Source organism: Brachyspira sp. SAP_772, from assembly GCF_009755885.1.
In the GTDB taxonomy this organism is placed as follows: Bacteria; Spirochaetota; Brachyspiria; order Brachyspirales; family Brachyspiraceae; genus Brachyspira.
The window spans coordinates 806,146-823,947 of sequence record NZ_VYIX01000002.1; the positions used below are offsets into that span (position 1 = coordinate 806,146).

The 17,802-nt window shown below is 30.5% G+C and carries 12 protein-coding genes; 8 read left to right on the forward strand and 4 right to left on the reverse strand.

Annotation, left to right across the window (positions count from 1 at the left end):
- Positions 1–51 precede the first annotated feature (51 nt).
- Both GQX97_RS08750 and GQX97_RS08755 read left to right on the forward strand, forming a co-directional pair.
- The gene (locus GQX97_RS08750; RefSeq protein ID WP_157151558.1) at positions 52–7,032 is read left to right on the forward strand and encodes a PD40 domain-containing protein; all 6,981 of its coding nucleotides are present in this window, start codon (positions 52–54) and stop codon (positions 7,030–7,032) included.
- Positions 7,033–7,152: 120 nt separating this feature from the next.
- Positions 7,153–7,449, forward strand: coding sequence for a Trp family transcriptional regulator (locus GQX97_RS08755; protein ID WP_157151559.1), 297 nt, complete (start codon positions 7,153–7,155; stop codon positions 7,447–7,449).
- Here the strand turns inward: GQX97_RS08755 and hemW are convergent.
- The 4 genes from hemW to GQX97_RS08775 all read right to left on the reverse strand — a co-directional run bounded on the left by hemW (position 7,444) and on the right by GQX97_RS08775 (position 11,276).
- Positions 7,444–8,571: a radical SAM family heme chaperone HemW gene (gene hemW, locus GQX97_RS08760; protein WP_157151560.1), complete on the reverse strand. Its 1,128-nt coding sequence runs from the start codon at positions 8,569–8,571 to the stop codon at positions 7,444–7,446. The genes GQX97_RS08755 and hemW overlap by 6 nt on opposite strands.
- Positions 8,571–9,425 carry an RNA polymerase sigma factor RpoD/SigA gene (locus GQX97_RS08765; RefSeq protein ID WP_157151561.1) on the reverse strand — a complete coding sequence of 285 codons (855 nt, stop codon included), beginning with the start codon at positions 9,423–9,425 and terminating at the stop codon, positions 8,571–8,573. The genes hemW and GQX97_RS08765 overlap by 1 nt, the downstream gene beginning before the upstream one ends.
- An 18-nt stretch (positions 9,426–9,443) precedes the next feature.
- Positions 9,444–10,724, reverse strand: coding sequence for a UDP-3-O-acyl-N-acetylglucosamine deacetylase (lpxC, locus tag GQX97_RS08770; RefSeq protein ID WP_157151562.1), 1,281 nt, complete (start codon positions 10,722–10,724; stop codon positions 9,444–9,446).
- A 126-nt stretch (positions 10,725–10,850) separates the two neighbouring features.
- Positions 10,851–11,276 carry a MarR family winged helix-turn-helix transcriptional regulator gene (locus GQX97_RS08775; RefSeq protein WP_157151563.1) on the reverse strand — a complete coding sequence of 142 codons (426 nt, stop codon included), beginning with the start codon at positions 11,274–11,276 and terminating at the stop codon, positions 10,851–10,853.
- A gap of 212 nt (positions 11,277–11,488) precedes the next feature.
- Between GQX97_RS08775 and GQX97_RS08780 the strand changes: the two genes are divergently transcribed.
- From GQX97_RS08780 to GQX97_RS08805, 6 genes are read left to right on the forward strand one after another with little or no spacing between them, the layout of a single operon-like run.
- On the forward strand, positions 11,489–13,081 hold the full coding sequence (locus tag GQX97_RS08780; protein WP_157151564.1) for a class I adenylate-forming enzyme family protein: 1,593 nt from the start codon (positions 11,489–11,491) through the stop codon (positions 13,079–13,081).
- A 24-nt stretch (positions 13,082–13,105) separates the two neighbouring features.
- Positions 13,106–14,695, forward strand: a complete 1,590-nt coding sequence (locus tag GQX97_RS08785; RefSeq protein WP_157151565.1) for an acyl CoA:acetate/3-ketoacid CoA transferase — start codon at positions 13,106–13,108, stop codon at positions 14,693–14,695.
- Positions 14,696–14,708: 13 nt separating this feature from the next.
- A complete protein-coding gene (gene fabG / locus GQX97_RS08790) occupies positions 14,709–15,452 on the forward strand; it encodes a 3-oxoacyl-ACP reductase FabG (protein ID WP_157151566.1) in 744 nt (247 codons plus the stop codon).
- A gap of 30 nt (positions 15,453–15,482) precedes the next feature.
- Complete coding sequence (locus tag GQX97_RS08795) at positions 15,483–16,664, forward strand: thiolase family protein (protein ID WP_157151567.1); 1,182 nt, start codon at positions 15,483–15,485, stop codon at positions 16,662–16,664.
- A 32-nt stretch (positions 16,665–16,696) separates the two neighbouring features.
- Positions 16,697–17,542 carry a 3-hydroxyacyl-CoA dehydrogenase family protein gene (locus tag GQX97_RS08800; RefSeq protein WP_157151568.1) on the forward strand — a complete coding sequence of 282 codons (846 nt, stop codon included), beginning with the start codon at positions 16,697–16,699 and terminating at the stop codon, positions 17,540–17,542.
- A 21-nt stretch (positions 17,543–17,563) separates the two neighbouring features.
- The gene (locus GQX97_RS08805; RefSeq protein ID WP_157148876.1) at positions 17,564–17,788 is read left to right on the forward strand and encodes a hypothetical protein; all 225 of its coding nucleotides are present in this window, start codon (positions 17,564–17,566) and stop codon (positions 17,786–17,788) included.
- The last annotated feature ends 14 nt before the right edge of the window (positions 17,789–17,802 follow it).

The following is a 17,802-nucleotide window of genomic DNA, read 5'->3' on the forward strand; positions in this document are numbered from 1 at the left end:
TTAAAAAAATAGTAATTTATTTTAATATTACTTATATATTTTTAAAGGTTTATGAAATTAAGGTTATTATTATTACCATTATTTATTTTGCTATCTTGTGCATCCAGTCAAAAGAGTGCAGATTCTATTTTTAACAGCAGACCTTTCCTAAGAGAGTATAAAAGATATTCTCTTACTTCAGGGGAGGGTAATCCTGTATTAGATTCGGTTATAGACAGAGAAGGAACTTGGGTATATTATTCAAGGGAAAATGCGGGTAATACCGATATATTTGCAGTAGATTCTTATACGCTTGAAACTTTTAGGCTAACAAGAAGCCCCGGAATAGATTCTTCTGTGTCTGTAGATAGTAAATCAAAATATTTGGTATTTTCTTCTACTAGGGACGATGCTTTTGCTGATATTTATCTATACAAGCTAGTTAATTTTGGTATTAGAGCTTCAAAAAATAATTTGGAGAACTTAGAGCAGAGTATAGTAAGAATAACAGATCATAAAGGATATGATACAGACCCAGAAATCTCTCATAATGCTGATATGATAGCCTTTGTTTCAGACAGAGAAGATAATATTAAAAAACTCTTCACAGTTAAGCCAAATGGTAAAGAAGTAATTAAAAGAGCAGATATAGAATCCTCTTCTCCTACATTCTCTTTTAATGACAGGCATATTGCTTTTATTACTTCAAAAATAGGCGAGCCTTATTCACAATTAGCAGTAATAGACTTGCAATCAAATTCCTACGTTACAAATGATATTCAAACCAATTTGATGATTTTAACCGACACAAAAACCTTTAAGTTTAATCCGTCATTTTACAACAATGACACTATAATTTATTTTGAAATAATAAATGATACAGATAGAGATGGTAATTTAACATATAACGATAAAAGAAGATTAATGTCTTATTCTTTGTCTACAGGACAATATTATGTATTAGAAGAAAATACAAGTTTAAGCACATTCAATGTAGCATATGAATCTGCTTTGGTTGGAAGCTATGTATTAAGTACTTCAGGCACCAGTATAGCAACTATGGGATCTACCAAAGAATATTTTATTAAAGATGCTAATGCCAATGACATGTATAATACCTTTGTTGCTTTGCCGTATAATAGAAAAGTTGAGGTAATAGAGAAGTTTTCAGAATATTTTCCTTCAGAGAAAGATAGGGGTAATGTATCAAAGGCTTATTTTGATGTAATGTATCAATCTTACACTAACAACAACAGAGATATTTATAATACTTCTAAAAATGTTTTAACAACAGAATATACTAACACTTTTTACGGATTTTTGGCTTTAAAAATAGATGAAGATTTTGACACTAATGATAATTGGCTTAGTGCTAAATACTATACTACAAATGAATCAATTATCACAAGCAATGAAAACATAGTAAATGCATTATCATGGGCGGGCTACATATCTGCTAATGAAAAATATAATAGAAACAACACAAATGCTTCAACATTAGAAATGCTAAATAGTATAATAGACTATGATAGTACTAAAGATTTATATGTATTAATATCAAAATTATATTCTCATTCTCTTGAAGATAATAATTATAAATACCCAGAAGATGAGGAACTATATAATAAACCTTATAGAAGAAAAGATTTAATATTTGCAGATAGACTTGAAATAGCAAAAGATTTTATAAAAGATTCAAAGATTCCCTATCAAACTATAATAGATAATTCACATGAATATGCCCCATTATCTGTTGCAAGCAGGCTTATATATTTAGATGGATTAATACTTTCTAAAAATTATGATGCGGCCACTAATTTATTTCAGCCCTATATGGAATCAAGAAACGACACAATGCTTGCTTTGGGATATTATGCTAATGCTAAAATATTATTAGATAAAAAAGATGATGCAGCCTATCAATTATTGGTTAATGCTGTAAAAACAGGCGGTAAAAACTTTGAGCCTACATCTGAAGCTAAAGAATCTAAAATGATACTTGCCAACTATTATAGAACTTTAGCAGACAATGCATATAATGAAGAGAGATATAATATTGCCTATGACAATTATCAAGAGGTTTTAGTTTATAACCCTAATGATGCTAATGCTTCTTCAAGAATCATTGAAAGCGGTCTTAGAGCATATAGCACTATAGAATCACTTGAATATACTATAGCAGAGAGGGAGAGAAACCTTTTATCTACAAGGTATTCAGAACATTCAGCACATGCAGAGCTTGCTAATGCCTACTATTATTTAGCTAATAGATATTATGGCATAGCTATGGCTAAACAAGATGATAGTGAAAGATATGTAGTTAGCGAGAAGAAAAGAGAAGACGGATTTTATTTGTATTTAAATAAGTCTTTTAATACTATAGTAGATAAAGCAGTTTCTTATATGGATTTTGCCATATTTCTTTATCCTGATGAAGAGAATTACTATATAAAAAAGGCTGAAATGCTTACCTTTGCAGAAGCATTAAAGATGCAGGTTCTTCAAAGCGATAAAACATATAAAAGCATAATGGAATTAGTGCCAAGCTATAAAGACAATAATGTAAATAATGATAAATATATAGGTTACAATCAATTAACCCTCCAAACACCAAATTTAGAAAGCGAGATAATTGATGCCCTTATAATGGCTAAAAGTAAGATAAAAACTAAGCCTAATGTTGTATCTATAATGCTTGCAAACTCATATTTAATAAACGGCAGATACTCTGATGCGGCTAATGAATATAAAGAAGCAGAAGCGTTATTAAACAGTGTTGGAAGTGAAAAAAGCAAGGCTTGGTATCATTTCTTTTATGGATATTCTTTGTGGATGAACAATGATATTAACGGTGCTTACAGAGAATATGACAAGGCTAGAGAGATTTTTGAAAAACTTGGAGACAGCGAAGCAGTATACAAAATAGTAGGCTACACTTCTGTAGCTGCCATAGAGCAAAAAGACTACACTAAAGCAATAGAATCACTTCTTGAAAGAAACACTATCATCACAAACAATGTAGAGCAAAATGAACTTAATGAACTTCTTATTGCTGCTTGCTACTTAAAACTTGAAGATTATAATAATGCCTTAAAATACTGTGATAATGTGAAGGTTAAAATAGACAGTTTAGATTCTTCTTCATATAACCCTAATTATGTGAGCATTACTTTATATGGTGCTAATATTAATATTGTAAACTTGGGACTTGCTTCTTTTGGAGGATATATACCGGGTGAGCCTCTTAATGTTGATAAACAGCAGATGCTTTATTCTATATATCAAGAGCTTTATGAGAAGATGGGAAGATATTCTGAAGCAAGAGACGCTTTAGCTTCTTATAGAAATTATATTATTAAAGATAAACCAAAAAAATCAATACAGCCTCTAATGCTTGCTACCTACTACAATAATGAAGGTTATTTATATTATAGGCAGGGTTCTGTTTCTAATTCTGTTATCTCTTTTAGAAAGTCTATAGAAGAATATAGAAAAACTATAAACTCTAATGCTCTTAATAATAACCCTAGTTTAATATACGAAAATGCTCAAAATGATGCTAAAAACTATTTGAGTTTATCATCGCTTTATTTAAGATATTTATCTCAAAATGATTTAACTGCTATGAGAAGAGACTTTTTTATGGAATTATTCACTACTGTAAAAACTCTTCAAGAACTCTCTACTAATAACAGCGTAAGCACTAAAGACAGATTATTATTATATTCACATATAGCAGCTTTTCAATATATAATGGCTTTGAAGCTTACTTCTGAAGCTAATGATTTGATGCTTAACAGAAAGAAAAATGACGGTTCTTTGGATATGAGCATGCATGATGTTAATGTTCAAAGACTTTATATGTTAAAAGATGCCATAGACAGATATAAATATATTCTCTCATCAAACTCAAACTTCCCTGTGGATTTGAAGACTGATATAATTATTCGCTATAATTTGGCTAAGGCTTATGAGCTTGCGGGCAATATTGAAGAGGCGGCGAGGGAATATATATCTGCTTTTTCTAAGGCGAAAGTAAATGCTTTTGCAGTTGAGGAGATTGCTATACTTACAACTTTAATAGATTTTAGCGAGAAGTATAGGGATATTTATCCTGATAGTCTTGATGAGCCTGTAATGTATGTGTTTAGAATATTGCAGAGAATAAGAGAAAGTGTGTTTATGATTACTTTTGTAGAGGAAAATAATCTCATACTGCAGGATGCTAGATATAAAGTTATAGAGTTTTTGGAAGGCAATTATCCTGATGCGAGCATTAATATACTTGCTATGTTTGATGCAATAGACATGCGTAGAAAGTTTTTAGATAAAAGGCTCTATACACTAGGCGAGAATAATTATTATCTTAGAGATTATTATAAACTATATGAAAAAGCACTTTATGCCTATCAAAAATATTTATCAGCAGTAACAGCTGCTTATGATAAAAAATTAGAAGCCTCATCTCTAAAAGAAATTACAGAGTATGAAAAAGAAGCTATTAAAACTTTTGAAAATACTCCTATAAAAAATATAGTAATTTGTGATGTAAAGGCTACTGATATAGATAAATCAATGCGTAGTGATGAAACTTTAATATGGGATACCTATTTGGGGTATAGATTTGTGAGGGAGAACAAAAAGACTTATTTTTATTATCAAACTAATGACTTAATAAAGACAAAAGATTATGTTACTCATATTGGAGAGAGTCCTATTGTTTTGAGCAGTAATAATAACGCATTTGTGCGAGAGCTTTATGATTCTACTGAATATATGCTTCCTCCAAAGGTTGCTTATGTTGACAGTAAATTAATTTCTTTTTATAGAGTTAATAGAAATGACAGAAAAAACATAGATATGACAGCCTCTTTATCTGCAGCAAGCAACTCTCTTACTACAAATAATATCAATGCAAGCTATTCTTCAAATAATGTAAGAGTGATGCAGGTTAATTATACTGATAATGTTGATGATAATGAAATTAATAATAATGAAGTAAGCACTAATAAATATAATATAGTTGTTACTACTACTAACAATGCTACTAATAACACCGCCCGCTCTACAAACAGAGTAAGAAAGTTTAGGTTTATACCTTTTGAGGATTTATTAACTAACTCCTATGTACCTTTAGTTGTGGATATTACAGACACTAAAGCTTCTGATATATCAAACCTAATGAAAAAGAATTTTTATATTCTTTATGCGGATAAGAAAACTTTTGATGAAAATAAAGAAGTATTAAAAGAAGTTAATAATATAGCATTAGTTGTAGGCAATTCTAACACATATTCAAGAATGATGTTTTATACTAATTATTTTCAGAGACTTGTAACTAATTCTTTGGAAGAGAGTATGCAAGGCTATGATAATAATTTATTTACAATATACGGAAAGCCTGACAACAGCATGACAACGCTTTCAAATGAAACTTATAATTTCAAAAGCCGTTTACTTGCGTCATATCAAAAAACACCTTCTGTTGCTATGATTTCTAATATTATAAGCTATTCTCAAACTCCTAATGAAGTTATGCATAATTATGCTTATTTTATAGAAGAGAGATACAACCTTAAAGACACTAACACCGCATACACTCTCTCTGAAAATGGATATCAATACTTCACTAACTATTACAGCAATATAAGCGATTCTAATGCCTACTATTTTATGAAAGCTATGCTTCCTGTTTATAGAAGACTTGGAGATGAGGGGGCTGTTAAGGGTGCTAGAAGAGCCTTGCATTTTATGTACCTATACACAAATGAAAATTATCATTTAGTAGATGAATATTTTACACCTAGAACATTATCAAGATTCTTAAAGTCAGGGGAGACTGTAGAAAATAATGTGAGATATGTAAATTATATAGCTCAGAGAACTACAGGCACAAACAAAAACAAAATATTAGAAATAGCAGTGCTTTATGATTTGATATATGCTAAAACTCCTTTAGATAAAGTAACAAACTTGCTCACCCTAATGACAAATACAAACGAAATACTCACCGTTGCAAATACCATATTAGATAATAAAACTACAAATGAAGCTAATATATTCTTAACTATGGATTATATTTACGGCAATCAGTATATATTTGAGCCTAATACTATTTCATCATTTGCTAATTTATTTTATTCGCTTTATAAAGATAAGCCAAGTTATATATACGGGCTTTTAAATAAAATAAGAGTGCCAGAGAGTGATTTTAGAGAGAATATTTATAATGCATATAACATATTCAGCAATGAAAACACCAACACTATGTTTATATTCTATTCTTATGAAGATGATAAATATACCTCTTATAGTTTTGTTGTGGGTGATAAAGAAGTATCAAGAAACTCTCTTGTATCCATTGATAAAGTAAGAGATAGTTTAACTAGCTTTACAAATGCTGCTGATGCTAGAGAGAGAATGAGAGCATTAAGAAGATTAGAGTCTCAAATGCTCCCTTCAGATATATCTAAAAATGCCTCAAGGGTGAACACTGTTTATATTACAGGCTCTTATCCTAATTTGTTTACTATACCTTTCGCTTATTTTAATGATTTTAAGAATGCTGATGTTATTAAAATAAGAGAATTAAAATACGTGCCTATGGACGTTATTAATATTGGTAAAGTTAATATTAAATTAAACACTCAAACTAATTTTTATACATCATTAGAGAGTTTGGCTGTTGGTTATGCTAAGGGCAGCAGAAAAGTGCCTCTCACTCACTATATAGGAATAGATACCAACTACAATAAGCCTTATAGTAAAGAAGATATATTCTTGTCTCCTGCTAGAAATGCTGATATATTTATGTATTTGAATGATAGAAGTAATAATAAATTAATGTTTACATACAACACAGACTTATCTGGTGATTATTATACCACTATGAAATATTTATATATGAACTTTAATAATGGCGTTATAGATTCTTATAGATATATTAAAAATAATTCTGTAAGCCCTAATGTTATTAATGCTTCAGATATGAATACTTTATTTAAAAGAAGCTATACTTTATTTGATTATATACTTCCGGGAATACCAAAATAAAAGCATATTTTTAAGATAAAAACATAATTACACTTGCAAAAAATTATATTTGTTCTATACTTAACTATATATAAATATCATAAAAAGTAATATTATATTTAATAATATATAGGAGTATCAATGGACTTATTAGCACATATTTTAGCAACAGAAAACGATGAAAAATTTATTAAAAGCTTACTCTCCGAACTTTTTACGAAGGATGAGCAAGATATGATTCAACAAAGGCTTAGGATAGTCACCTTGCTAAGGAGGAAGATGCCGCAATATGAAATAGCAAAAAGCTTAAATGCTAGTCTTTGTTCCATTACAAGAGGGGCAAAGGAGTTAAAAAAACAAGATAGTGCTTTAGCCGTTATAGTCGATAAATACCTAATGAACAATAAAGAGTTCCAGGAATCATTAAACAAGTCATAAAAATAATAAACTAATCTCATCTGCATAATTAAAATAATTTTCTTTTATAGATAAATATTCATCTGTTATAAGGAAATAGTTTTTGTTGTCTTTTATAATGGATGAATATTTGTCTCTAAAATTTTCTTTAAATAAATTATTATAATTATTTATGTCTATACCCTTTACAGTTCTTAGAGAGAGAAATATAAGCTCTTTTTTTTGAGTTTCTTTGTCTATATATTCTATTTCTTTAATGGGTTTTTTATTTTGTTTAGTGTGTTCGATATATGTTTTTACACTTTTTATGTTTTCGTATCTCTTGTTGTTATAATACCCAACAGCAGAAGCCCCTAAGCTCAAATAATTTTTTAGTTTCCAGTAGTTTGAATTATGTATTGACTCATAATTATTAATAGCATAATTTGATATTTCGTATCTCATAAAGCCCAAATCTTTTAATGTGTTTGAAGCTGTTTCATAATATTCTACACTTTCCTCTTCTTTTGGAAGATAATCCTTCCATTTCTCTTCTAATGATTTTGTTAGCTCCAAATAGTAAAGCGATATATGTTTTGTTTTGGGTAGTAGTTCTAATGCTTTTATAATGTCTCTTTTTGTTTGAAGTTTATCATTTAGAGGGAGGCCTGATATAAAGTCAAGAGAAATGTTTTCTATGCTAGATGCGTTTAAAAGTTTTAGAGCATTTACTATCTCGCCTAATTCTGTGTGCCTGTTGATTAGATACAAAGATTTTTCATTGAATGTTTGAAGGCCTAAGGAGATTCTTATATTTTCTACACTCTCTAAAAAATTAATATATTCACCATTTATATCATTAATGTTTGATTCTATAGTTATTTCTTTTATTAGTTTTATATCTTGATAATTTTTAAGAATATTTAATATGTTGTCTAGTAAATATTTAAGTAAATTAGCGTTTAATACTGAAGGCGTGCCTCCTCCAAAATATATTGTATTTATCTCTTTTTTATAATCATTTATCCTTAATTTTAATTCTGCAATTAATGCCTCAACATAGTTTTTATATATTTCTCTATCATTCATATTAACAACAGAATAAAAATTGCAGTAGCTGCATTTGTATGTGCAAAAGGGTATATGTATGTAGAGTCCAGACATTAGTTTAAGAAATCTTTAAGAGAGTTATATCTTTTGGAGTGCATTTTTTWAAGAGCCTTTTTTTCTATTTGTCTTATGCGTTCTTTGGTGAACGAATACTTCTCTCCAACTTCTTTTAATGTTTTTTTCTCTTGGTCAAGACCGTATCTTGCGTTGATTATCTCTTTTTCTATATCAGAAAGCTCTTCCATAGCAATTTTTAACTCTTCAGTAAGCTCTTTGTCAGATAAAATATCCTCTACAGTTTTGCTGTTTTTATCTTCAACCACATCAACTAATCTGTCTTTAACCCCATCCATATTAAAGTCTTTTTCAAGAGAAACATATTCATTGTTCATAGCCATAATATTTCTAATTTCTTTAGGCTCTTTTTTTAATATAGAAGCCAAATCTTCAACATCAGGCATATGACCAGTTTTGTAGTAGCATTGATGAACAGCCCTCTCCAAATCCACCAAATCCATAGCCTTGTTCAAAGGAAGCCTTATGAGTCTTGATTTCTCATTGATAGCCCTTAATATACTCTGCCTTATCCAATAAACAGCATAAGAAATAAAATGATATCCTTTGTCAGGGTCAAACCTGTCCGTTGCTATTATAAGCCCTAAATTGCCTTCACCAATTAAATCTTCTAAAAGTAAACCGCTGTTTTTATACTGTTTAGCAATGCTTATTACAAATCTTAAATTGCTTCTTATAAGTTTAGCCCTAGCCTGAGAATCTCCCTTTTTTAGCCTTTGAGTTAATTCTATTTCCTCTTCTCTTGTAAGAAGTTTCTCTCTCTTAGCATCTGCAAAATATAAAGATATATTATTATTTTCTTCTATATTAGTCTTTGTTTTACTGTTTGGCATTTAATTTTATGCTGTCCTTTACAAATATCTATTAGCAAGATCATGTACCACAGAATGATTAAAAGAATGCGAAGATTTATTCGCCACAATCTTTCCTATTACAGGTCTTCCTAATATATATAAGTCTCCTATTATATCCAAAATCTTATGTCTTACAAACTCATTATCGAAATGAAGTTTTGTATTAATAACCTTACCATCGCAAAGCAGTATATGACTTCCTATCATACCGCTTCCAGCCATACCCATCTTTTGAGCATAATCAATATTGTCTATAGTGTTAAAAGACCTAGCCCTTCCTACTTCATCAGTGAATTGGTCAAAATTATCAAACTTATATGTGTATTCCTGAACTCCAATACTTCCTGCAAAATCTATACGCAAACTCACCTCAAGCCCATTGTATGGAGAAAGTATTATATAAGTTTCATTATCATTAACATTTCCATAGGTTAGAGTTTCATCTATCACTATAGGCTCTATATAATCATCTTGCTCAACAAACCCAGCCTCTTTCAAAGCATCGCAAAATACCAAAGCAGAACCATCAACATTAGGAACCTCTCCGTCGCATTTTACTATAAGGTTAGTTATTCCCATCATATGAAGTGCTGCCAAGAAATGCTCTGTTGTTTTTATATATCTGTTTCCTGCTACTAACGCTGTAGAGTTTACCGCACCAGATTTATCTTTTGAAAGTATATTGGTATGGTCTAGTTTTATTTGCGTGTTTGTATTAATATCCACAAAAACTATGCCAGTATTTACTTCAGCAGGCACTAAAGTAAGTGCTGTTTTTCTTCCTTCCATTAATGCAAAGCCACTTACAACTATACTTTTAGCAATGGTTCTTTGTTTTACTTTATATTTGTTGTTAGTTTTATGGTGATGAGTATTGCTGTCGTTTGATGTATTATTTTCTATGCTGTTTTCATTTTTTTTAAATACTTCATCGCAAGAAGATAATAGTTTACTCACACTAATAGGCTTTTCTAAAAAGTCATAAGCTCCCATTTTTGTGGCTCTTACAGCAGTTTCCACCCCAGCATGTCCGCTCATCATAATAACATTAGTGTCAGGATATTTTTCTTTTATATTTGATAATATATCCAAACCGTCTACATTAGGAAGCCATACATCTAAAAACACTAAATCTATTTTTTTGTTATCAAATGTTTTTAAAGCTTCCTCATAGCTATTTGCAATATCAACATCATAGCCTTCATCTTCTAATACATTTTTGCATGCATTTAAAATATCTTCTTCATCATCTATTATTAATACATTATTCTTCATCATAATTCAATTTTCCTATCTAAATATAATATTATATTAATCATATAAAATCAATATATTATATATATAAATTATCGGAATTATGTTAATAATATATATTTTTCATAATGTTTCAATATTTTATATTACTTATTTATTAGATTTTCCTAGTTTCTTGAGTAAAACGATTAATTGTTCACTTTCTTCATCGGTTAAAGGATTTAATTTTTCTAAAAAATCAGCATGTATAGGAAATATATTTTGCATAATTTTTTTACCTGTTTTAGTTAAAGATATTTCTACAAATCTTTTGTCTAATTCACCCTCTTTTTTAGAGATATATCCTCTTTTTATAAGTTTGTCTATTGTATATGCCGTTGTAGCTGTGGTTAATAATATTTTTTCGGACAACTCTTGTACATTTACAACACTTTTTTTGTTGTATAAATATTCTAAAGCCCCAAACTCACTTCCTGAAAAACCAAGAGATTTTATATTTGCTTTTACTTTTTTTATATAGGCATTATGAGCTTTAGATAAAATTACGACAAGTTTTAAACTATTATTAGTATTCATATAAAGCTTCCTAAAATATTTTTTTGAATTATATAAAAAATTATGTAATTTGTCAAAAAAAAAATTCTATAAATTAGAAATAATGAAAAAATATTTTATAGAATTGAAGTTTTTATTGACAACGGAATATTTTTTGACTATATTATATATAAATCAATTAGAATTCTAATTGATTTATATATAATTATCCTTAAGTATATGTGAGGTATTTTATGATATCTGGTGAATCATTTTGGGATGATAATATAAAAAGAGATATGCAATACATACAAATAGGCAATAAGAAGGTATATACATACAAAGAAAATCCTAATAGTATGTATGATATATTATTAAATAGTGCTGATAAGTATAAAGAAAAAATAGCAATAGTTGATAGTTACGGAAATAAATATTCTTATATTCAATTATTAAAGCTTGTAGATGAGTTCGCTTATTATTTGAATAAAAAGATTGGTGTGGGCAAGGCAAGTAAGGTTGGCATATTATTATCTAATAGAGTAGAGTTTTGTATTAGCATTATGGCATTATCTAAGTTATCTTCTATTTCTGTAATATTTCCATCTAAATATAAGGCATCTGAAGTTAAGTCATTGTATGAAAAAATTTCTATAGATTGTTTGATTGTTGAAGATTTATATTTGGATTATTTTGCTGATGAAGAGAAATTAAATAAAGTAGTATGTAATAATGATTATGGGTTTAATTATATATATGATAATAACTTTTCGTTTAATAATGAAGATATAGTTTCGAGAGATTTACAAGATGATGCTATTATAATGTTCACATCTGGCACTACTTCTAAGAGCAAGGCAGTATTATTAAAGAATTATAATTTAGTTCATGCCATTATAAGTTACAATAGGATTTTATCTATCACAGAGAAAGATATATCTATAATAGCTACACCGATTTATCATATAACAGGCATTATAGCATTATTTGGACTTTTTATTTATTCTGGCGGACTTTTATTTTTAAAGAAATCATTCAATGCCAAAGAAGTATTAGACAGTGTATTAGAAAATAATATAACATTTATACATGCATCTCCAACAGTATTTGCTCTTATCATAGAGTTAATGGATAGTTATCCGTCTCTTCCTAGTTTGAGAAGTTTTGCTTGCGGAAGCAGTAATATGACACCAAATAATATTTTAAAAATAAAAGAATGGCTTCCTCAGGTAGACTTTCATACTGTATATGGTCTCACAGAAACATCTTCTCCGGGCACTATATTTCCTATAGGGGCAGCAGACAGTAAGTATATAGGTTCATCTGGATTACCTATACCGGGATTTGATGTAAAGATAGTAGATGAAGAGTTTAAGGAATGTAATTTTGGAGAGGTTGGCGAGATATGCGTTAGTGGAGCTGTTGTATTAGAGAGATATTACAATTTGGATAGTGACAGCATAGTAGACGGATGGTTAAAGACGGGAGATATAGGGTATTTGAATGAAGATGGATATTTATATGTGGTAGATAGAAAAAAAGATTTAATTAATAAAGGCGGGGAGAAGATTTGCAGTTTTGATGTTGAGAATGAGATATCTAAGATTGAGGGTGTATTAGAGTCTGCAGTAGTTGCAAGATTAGATGATAAATATGGAGAAGTTCCTGTTGCTATGGTAAGACTTATGTCTGGATATAGTTATAGTTATGAGGACTTTTATAATATTTTAATTAAAAACTTAGCTAAATATAAAGTTCCTGTAGATATTATATTTACAGATGAGCTTCCAAAGACTGCAAATGGTAAAGTAGATAAAAAAGAAATAAAAAAAATTTTTAATAAATAAAAAAAAGAAAAAGGAAAGGATTGTATGTTAAAAAATAATTTTATAACAGCACAAGAAGCAGCAGAAATAATTGAGGATAATAAAACTATATGTACTATAGGTATGACACTAGTAAGTGCCAGCGAGTCTATATTAAAAGCTTTAGAGAAGAGGTTTTTAGAGACTAAACATCCTAGCAATCTTACTTTATTACATTCTTGCGGTCAGAGTGATAGAAAAGACGGTATACAGCATTTTGCTCATGAAGGTTTTGTTACAAGAATTATAGGTTCGCATTGGGGATTGCAGCCAAGATGGATGGAGATGATTGCCAACAATAAAGTAGATGCTTATTGTATGCCTCAAGGACAAATAGCTCAGCTTTATAGGAGCATGGCTTGCGGCTTGCCGGGTAAAATATCTAAAGTTGGTTTAAAGACATTTGTTGATCCTCGAGTGGAGGGAGGAAAGATGAATGATAGAACCAAGAAGATTGATAAAGAGATGTCTGAAATTATTATGATAGATAATGAAGAATATATATTATACAAATCTATACCTATAGATTATTGTATAATAAGAGGAACTGTATGCGATGAAATGGGCAATTTAACAACAGATGAAGAGGCTATGAAGTTGGAAGTATTACCTGCTGTATTGGCTGCAAAGAGATTTGGCGGAAAGGTAATAGCACAAGTTAAGCATGTGGCAGAAACAGGAACATTAAATCCAAAGAGCGTTACAGTACCCGGAGTATTTATAGATCATATAGTAGTTTGTGATAATCCTTTTGAGGATCATAGACAAACATCTTCTTGGTATTTTGATCCTTCTTATAGCGGTCAATTAAGAGCACCTCAAAGTAATATACAGCCATTAGAGTTTAGTGTTAGGAAGTTTATAGGACGCAGGGCTTGTATGGAAATAAAGGCTGGAGATATTATCAATTTAGGAACTGGTATACCTAATGATGTTGTTGGAAAGATATGCAATGAAGAGGGAGTTTCTGATGACATTATGATTACAGTAGAATCTGGAATATATGGTGGAGTGCAAGCTAGCGGTATAGATTTTGGTATAGGAAAGAATCTATACGCTATGATTACGCATCATGAACAGATGGATTATTATAATGGAGCGGGCGTTGATGTTACATTTATGGGGGCTGGTGAATTAGATCAATATGGAAATGTTAATTCTACTAAGATGGGAGACAGATGTACTGGAGCTGGCGGTTTTATAGATATTACTCAAAACGCTAAAAAGGTAGTATTTTGTGCTACTTTTACGGCTTCTGGATGTGAGTATTCATTTGAGAACAATCAATTAAAGATATTGAAAGAGGGCAAGATTAGGAAGATGGTTTCTAAGGTTGGGCAGATATCTTTTAATGGAGAAATAGCTAGGGCTAAAGGTCAGAAGGTTATTTTTGTAACAGAGAGGGCTGTATTTGAGATTGTAAAAGAGGGGGTTGTGCTTACAGAGATAGCTCCGGGTATAGATTTACAAAAGGATATATTGGACCTTATGGATTTCAAGCCTATTGTTGCTGAGAATTTAAAAGTAATGGATTTAGATTTATTTAACATTAATGGTAAGTCTAATTTGAAAGAAAAAATTATTAATAAAAAATAGGGGGAAATTAGATATGTCTAAGATTTTAGAGGGCAAGGTAGCTATAGTTACTGGTTCTGGAAGGGGGCTAGGAAAAGGGATAGCGAAGAAATTAGCTGAGAAAGGTGCTAAGGTTATAGTTTCAGATGTTATTATAGAGAATGCTAAGGAATGTGTTGAAGAGATAAAAAGAGATGGGGGAGAGGCTTTATGCGTTGCTTGTAATATTGCAAAGTTGGAAGATGTTTGCAATATATATGCTGCTGCTATTAAAGAATATGGAAGCGTTGATATAGTTGTAAATAATGCTGGTATTAATAAAGATGCTATGCTTCATAAGATGACAGATGAGCAGTGGGATAATGTTATAGCAATTAATTTAACAGGAACTTTCTATATGACTAGAGAGGCTGCTAAGATAATGAGAGAGAAGGGATATGGAAGAATTATCAATATTTCTTCTATGAGCTGGCTTGGTAATATTGGTCAGGCTAATTATGCTGCTTCTAAGGCGGGAGTTATTGGTGTTACTAAGACTGCTGCTAGAGAGTTAGCTTCTAAGGGTATCACTTGCAATGCTATTTGTCCCGGTTTTATAGAGACAGATATGACAAGAGGCGTACCAGAGAAGGTATGGGATATAATGATTAGCAAGATACCTGCAGGAAGGGCTGGAAGTGCTGAAGATGTTGGAAATATGGTTGCTTTTTTAGCATCTGATGAGGCTTCTTATATAAATGGGCAGATAATAGAAGTTAGCGGAGGAATGATATTATAATTTTTATATAAATCAAAGGAGTTAATTATCATGAATAAAAAAATAGTATTAATTAGCGGGGTTAGAACTGCTATTGGCGAGTTTATGGGAGGTCTTAGTTCTATAAATCAAATAGATTTAGGCGGTATTGTTATTAAAGAGGCTGTAAATAGAGCTAAGATATCTAAAGAAAAAGTAGATGAGGTTATAGTAGGTAATGTAGGACAGATAGCTGACAGCGGATTTATAGCAAGGGCAGCAATGTTTAAGGCTGGATTAGAAAAAGAAACTACAGCATATAGCGTTAATAGACAATGCGGAAGCGGATTACAAGCTATAGTAGACGGAGCTTTAGAAATAATGACAGGCAATTCTAATGTTGTAGTTGCATGCGGTACAGAGAATATGTCAAGACTTCCTTATTATGTTACTAATGTTAGAGGCGGCTATAGAATGGGTCATCAGCAATTAGAAGACGGTCTTATAGATATATTAACTTGGCCTTTAGGACCTTATCATAATGGTACTACTGCTGAGAATGTTGCTGATAAATATTCTATAAGCAGAGAGGATCAAGATAAGTTTGCTTTATCAAGTCAGGAGAAGATGATAAAAGCACAAGATGAAGGCAAGTTTAAAGAAGAGATAATACCTGTAGAGGTAAAGACAAAAAAAGAAACTATGATTATAGATACAGATGAGCACCCTAAAAGAGGACTTACTTTAGAGAAATTATCTAAGTTAAAGGCAGCTTTTAGAGAGGGCGGTTCTGTTACAGCTGGTAATTCATCTGGTATAAATGACGGTGCTGCTGCTGTGGTATTAACTACTGAGGATATGGCTAAAGAATTGGGAGCTAAACCTTTGATGGAGTTTGTGGGTTATGCTGTGGCTGGTAATGAGGCTGAATTGATGGGATTTGGTCCTGCTTTATCTACTAAAAAACTATTAAAAAAACTTAATATGAGTATAAAAGATATTGATTTGGTAGAATTAAATGAGGCTTTTGCTTCTCAGAGTGTGGCTGTTATCAGAGACCTTGGTTTAGATGAAAGTATAGTTAATGTTAATGGGGGAGCTATATCACATGGACACCCTGTTGGTGCTACTGGATGTATATTAACTGTAAAAATGATGCATGAAATGAAGAGAAGAAAATCTGAGTTAGGTTTGGTAACTATGTGTATAGGCGGCGGTCAAGGAATTTCTGCTATATTTAGAAATTTGCAATAATAATAATAATAATATTATTAGGAGTATAAATTATGGAAAAGAAAGTTTCTGTTATAGGTTCAGGATTGATGGGCAGCGGCATAGCTCAGGTGTTTGCATATTCTGGATTTTCTACTACTTTAATTGATATTAAAGAAAGTCTTGTGGAAAATGCTCTGAGCAAAATAGAAAAACAATTAGAACGTATGGTAGAAAAAAATAAATGTTCTAATGATGAAAAAAATGCTGCTTTATCAAGAATTAAAATTTCAACCAACTACGATGACGCTAAAGATAGCGATTTAGTTGTAGAGGCTGTAAATGAAAATATGGAGATAAAAAAAGAAGTTTTTAAAAAGCTAGACAGTATATGCGGTGAAAACACAATACTCGCTTCTAATACTTCTACTTTATCTATAGCTTCTTTAGCATCTGTAACTAATAGAGCAGATAAGGTGATAGGGATGCATTTTTTTATTCCAGCACCTGTGATGAAATTGGTTGAGATAATACCTTCTATTAATACTTCATCAGAAACTTTAAATTTTATTAAAGAGGTGTCTGATAAATTAAATAAAGTTTCAGTAACAGCTAAAGATTTTCCGGGCTTTATTGTTAATAGAATATTTGTTCCTATGTGGAATGAAGCTATGTTTTTAGTTATGGAGGGCATAGAACCAGAAGATATAGATAATGCCATGAAATATGGAGCTAATTTACCTATGGGACCTTTAGAGTTGGCAGATTTTGCCGGACTTGATACTGTGCTTTCTGTAATGAATACATTATATGATGGGTTTAAAGATTCTAAATTTAGACCATGTCCTCTTCTTGTGAAAAAAGTTGAATCTGGTAATTTGGGAAGAAAAACAGGAAAAGGCTTTTATGATTATAAATAAACATTATTCAAGGATATTATTATGAAAAAAAGTACAAAAATATTGTTTATACTATTTAATATTTGTTATTTTCTATTTGACTATGTAATAGTAACAATTATACCTAATCCTATATTATTTGGATGGTTGCCGCTTCAACTTTGTATATTGTTATTCTTGCCTGTGCCTGCTTCTATAGTTTGGGGATTGTATTTTAATGCATTCTTTAAAACACAAGAGCATGTTAATTATTCAAAAAAACAATAATTTGGGAGAAAAAA

Bases quoted from the DNA above. Each gene is read 5' to 3' on its own strand.
- GQX97_RS08750 (WP_157151558.1), top strand. From the start codon at position 52: ATGAAATTAAGGTTATTATTATTACCATTATTTATTTTGCTATCTTGT.
- GQX97_RS08755 (WP_157151559.1), top strand. From the start codon at position 7,153: ATGGACTTATTAGCACATATTTTAGCAACAGAAAACGATGAAAAATTT.
- hemW (WP_157151560.1), bottom strand. From the start codon at position 8,571: ATGTCTGGACTCTACATACATATACCCTTTTGCACATACAAATGCAGC.
- lpxC (WP_157151562.1), bottom strand. From the start codon at position 10,724: ATGATGAAGAATAATGTATTAATAATAGATGATGAAGAAGATATTTTA.
- GQX97_RS08775 (WP_157151563.1), bottom strand. From the start codon at position 11,276: ATGAATACTAATAATAGTTTAAAACTTGTCGTAATTTTATCTAAAGCT.
- GQX97_RS08780 (WP_157151564.1), top strand. From the start codon at position 11,489: ATGATATCTGGTGAATCATTTTGGGATGATAATATAAAAAGAGATATG.
- GQX97_RS08785 (WP_157151565.1), top strand. From the start codon at position 13,106: ATGTTAAAAAATAATTTTATAACAGCACAAGAAGCAGCAGAAATAATT.
- fabG (WP_157151566.1), top strand. From the start codon at position 14,709: ATGTCTAAGATTTTAGAGGGCAAGGTAGCTATAGTTACTGGTTCTGGA.
- GQX97_RS08795 (WP_157151567.1), top strand. From the start codon at position 15,483: ATGAATAAAAAAATAGTATTAATTAGCGGGGTTAGAACTGCTATTGGC.
- GQX97_RS08800 (WP_157151568.1), top strand. From the start codon at position 16,697: ATGGAAAAGAAAGTTTCTGTTATAGGTTCAGGATTGATGGGCAGCGGC.
- GQX97_RS08805 (WP_157148876.1), top strand. From the start codon at position 17,564: ATGAAAAAAAGTACAAAAATATTGTTTATACTATTTAATATTTGTTAT.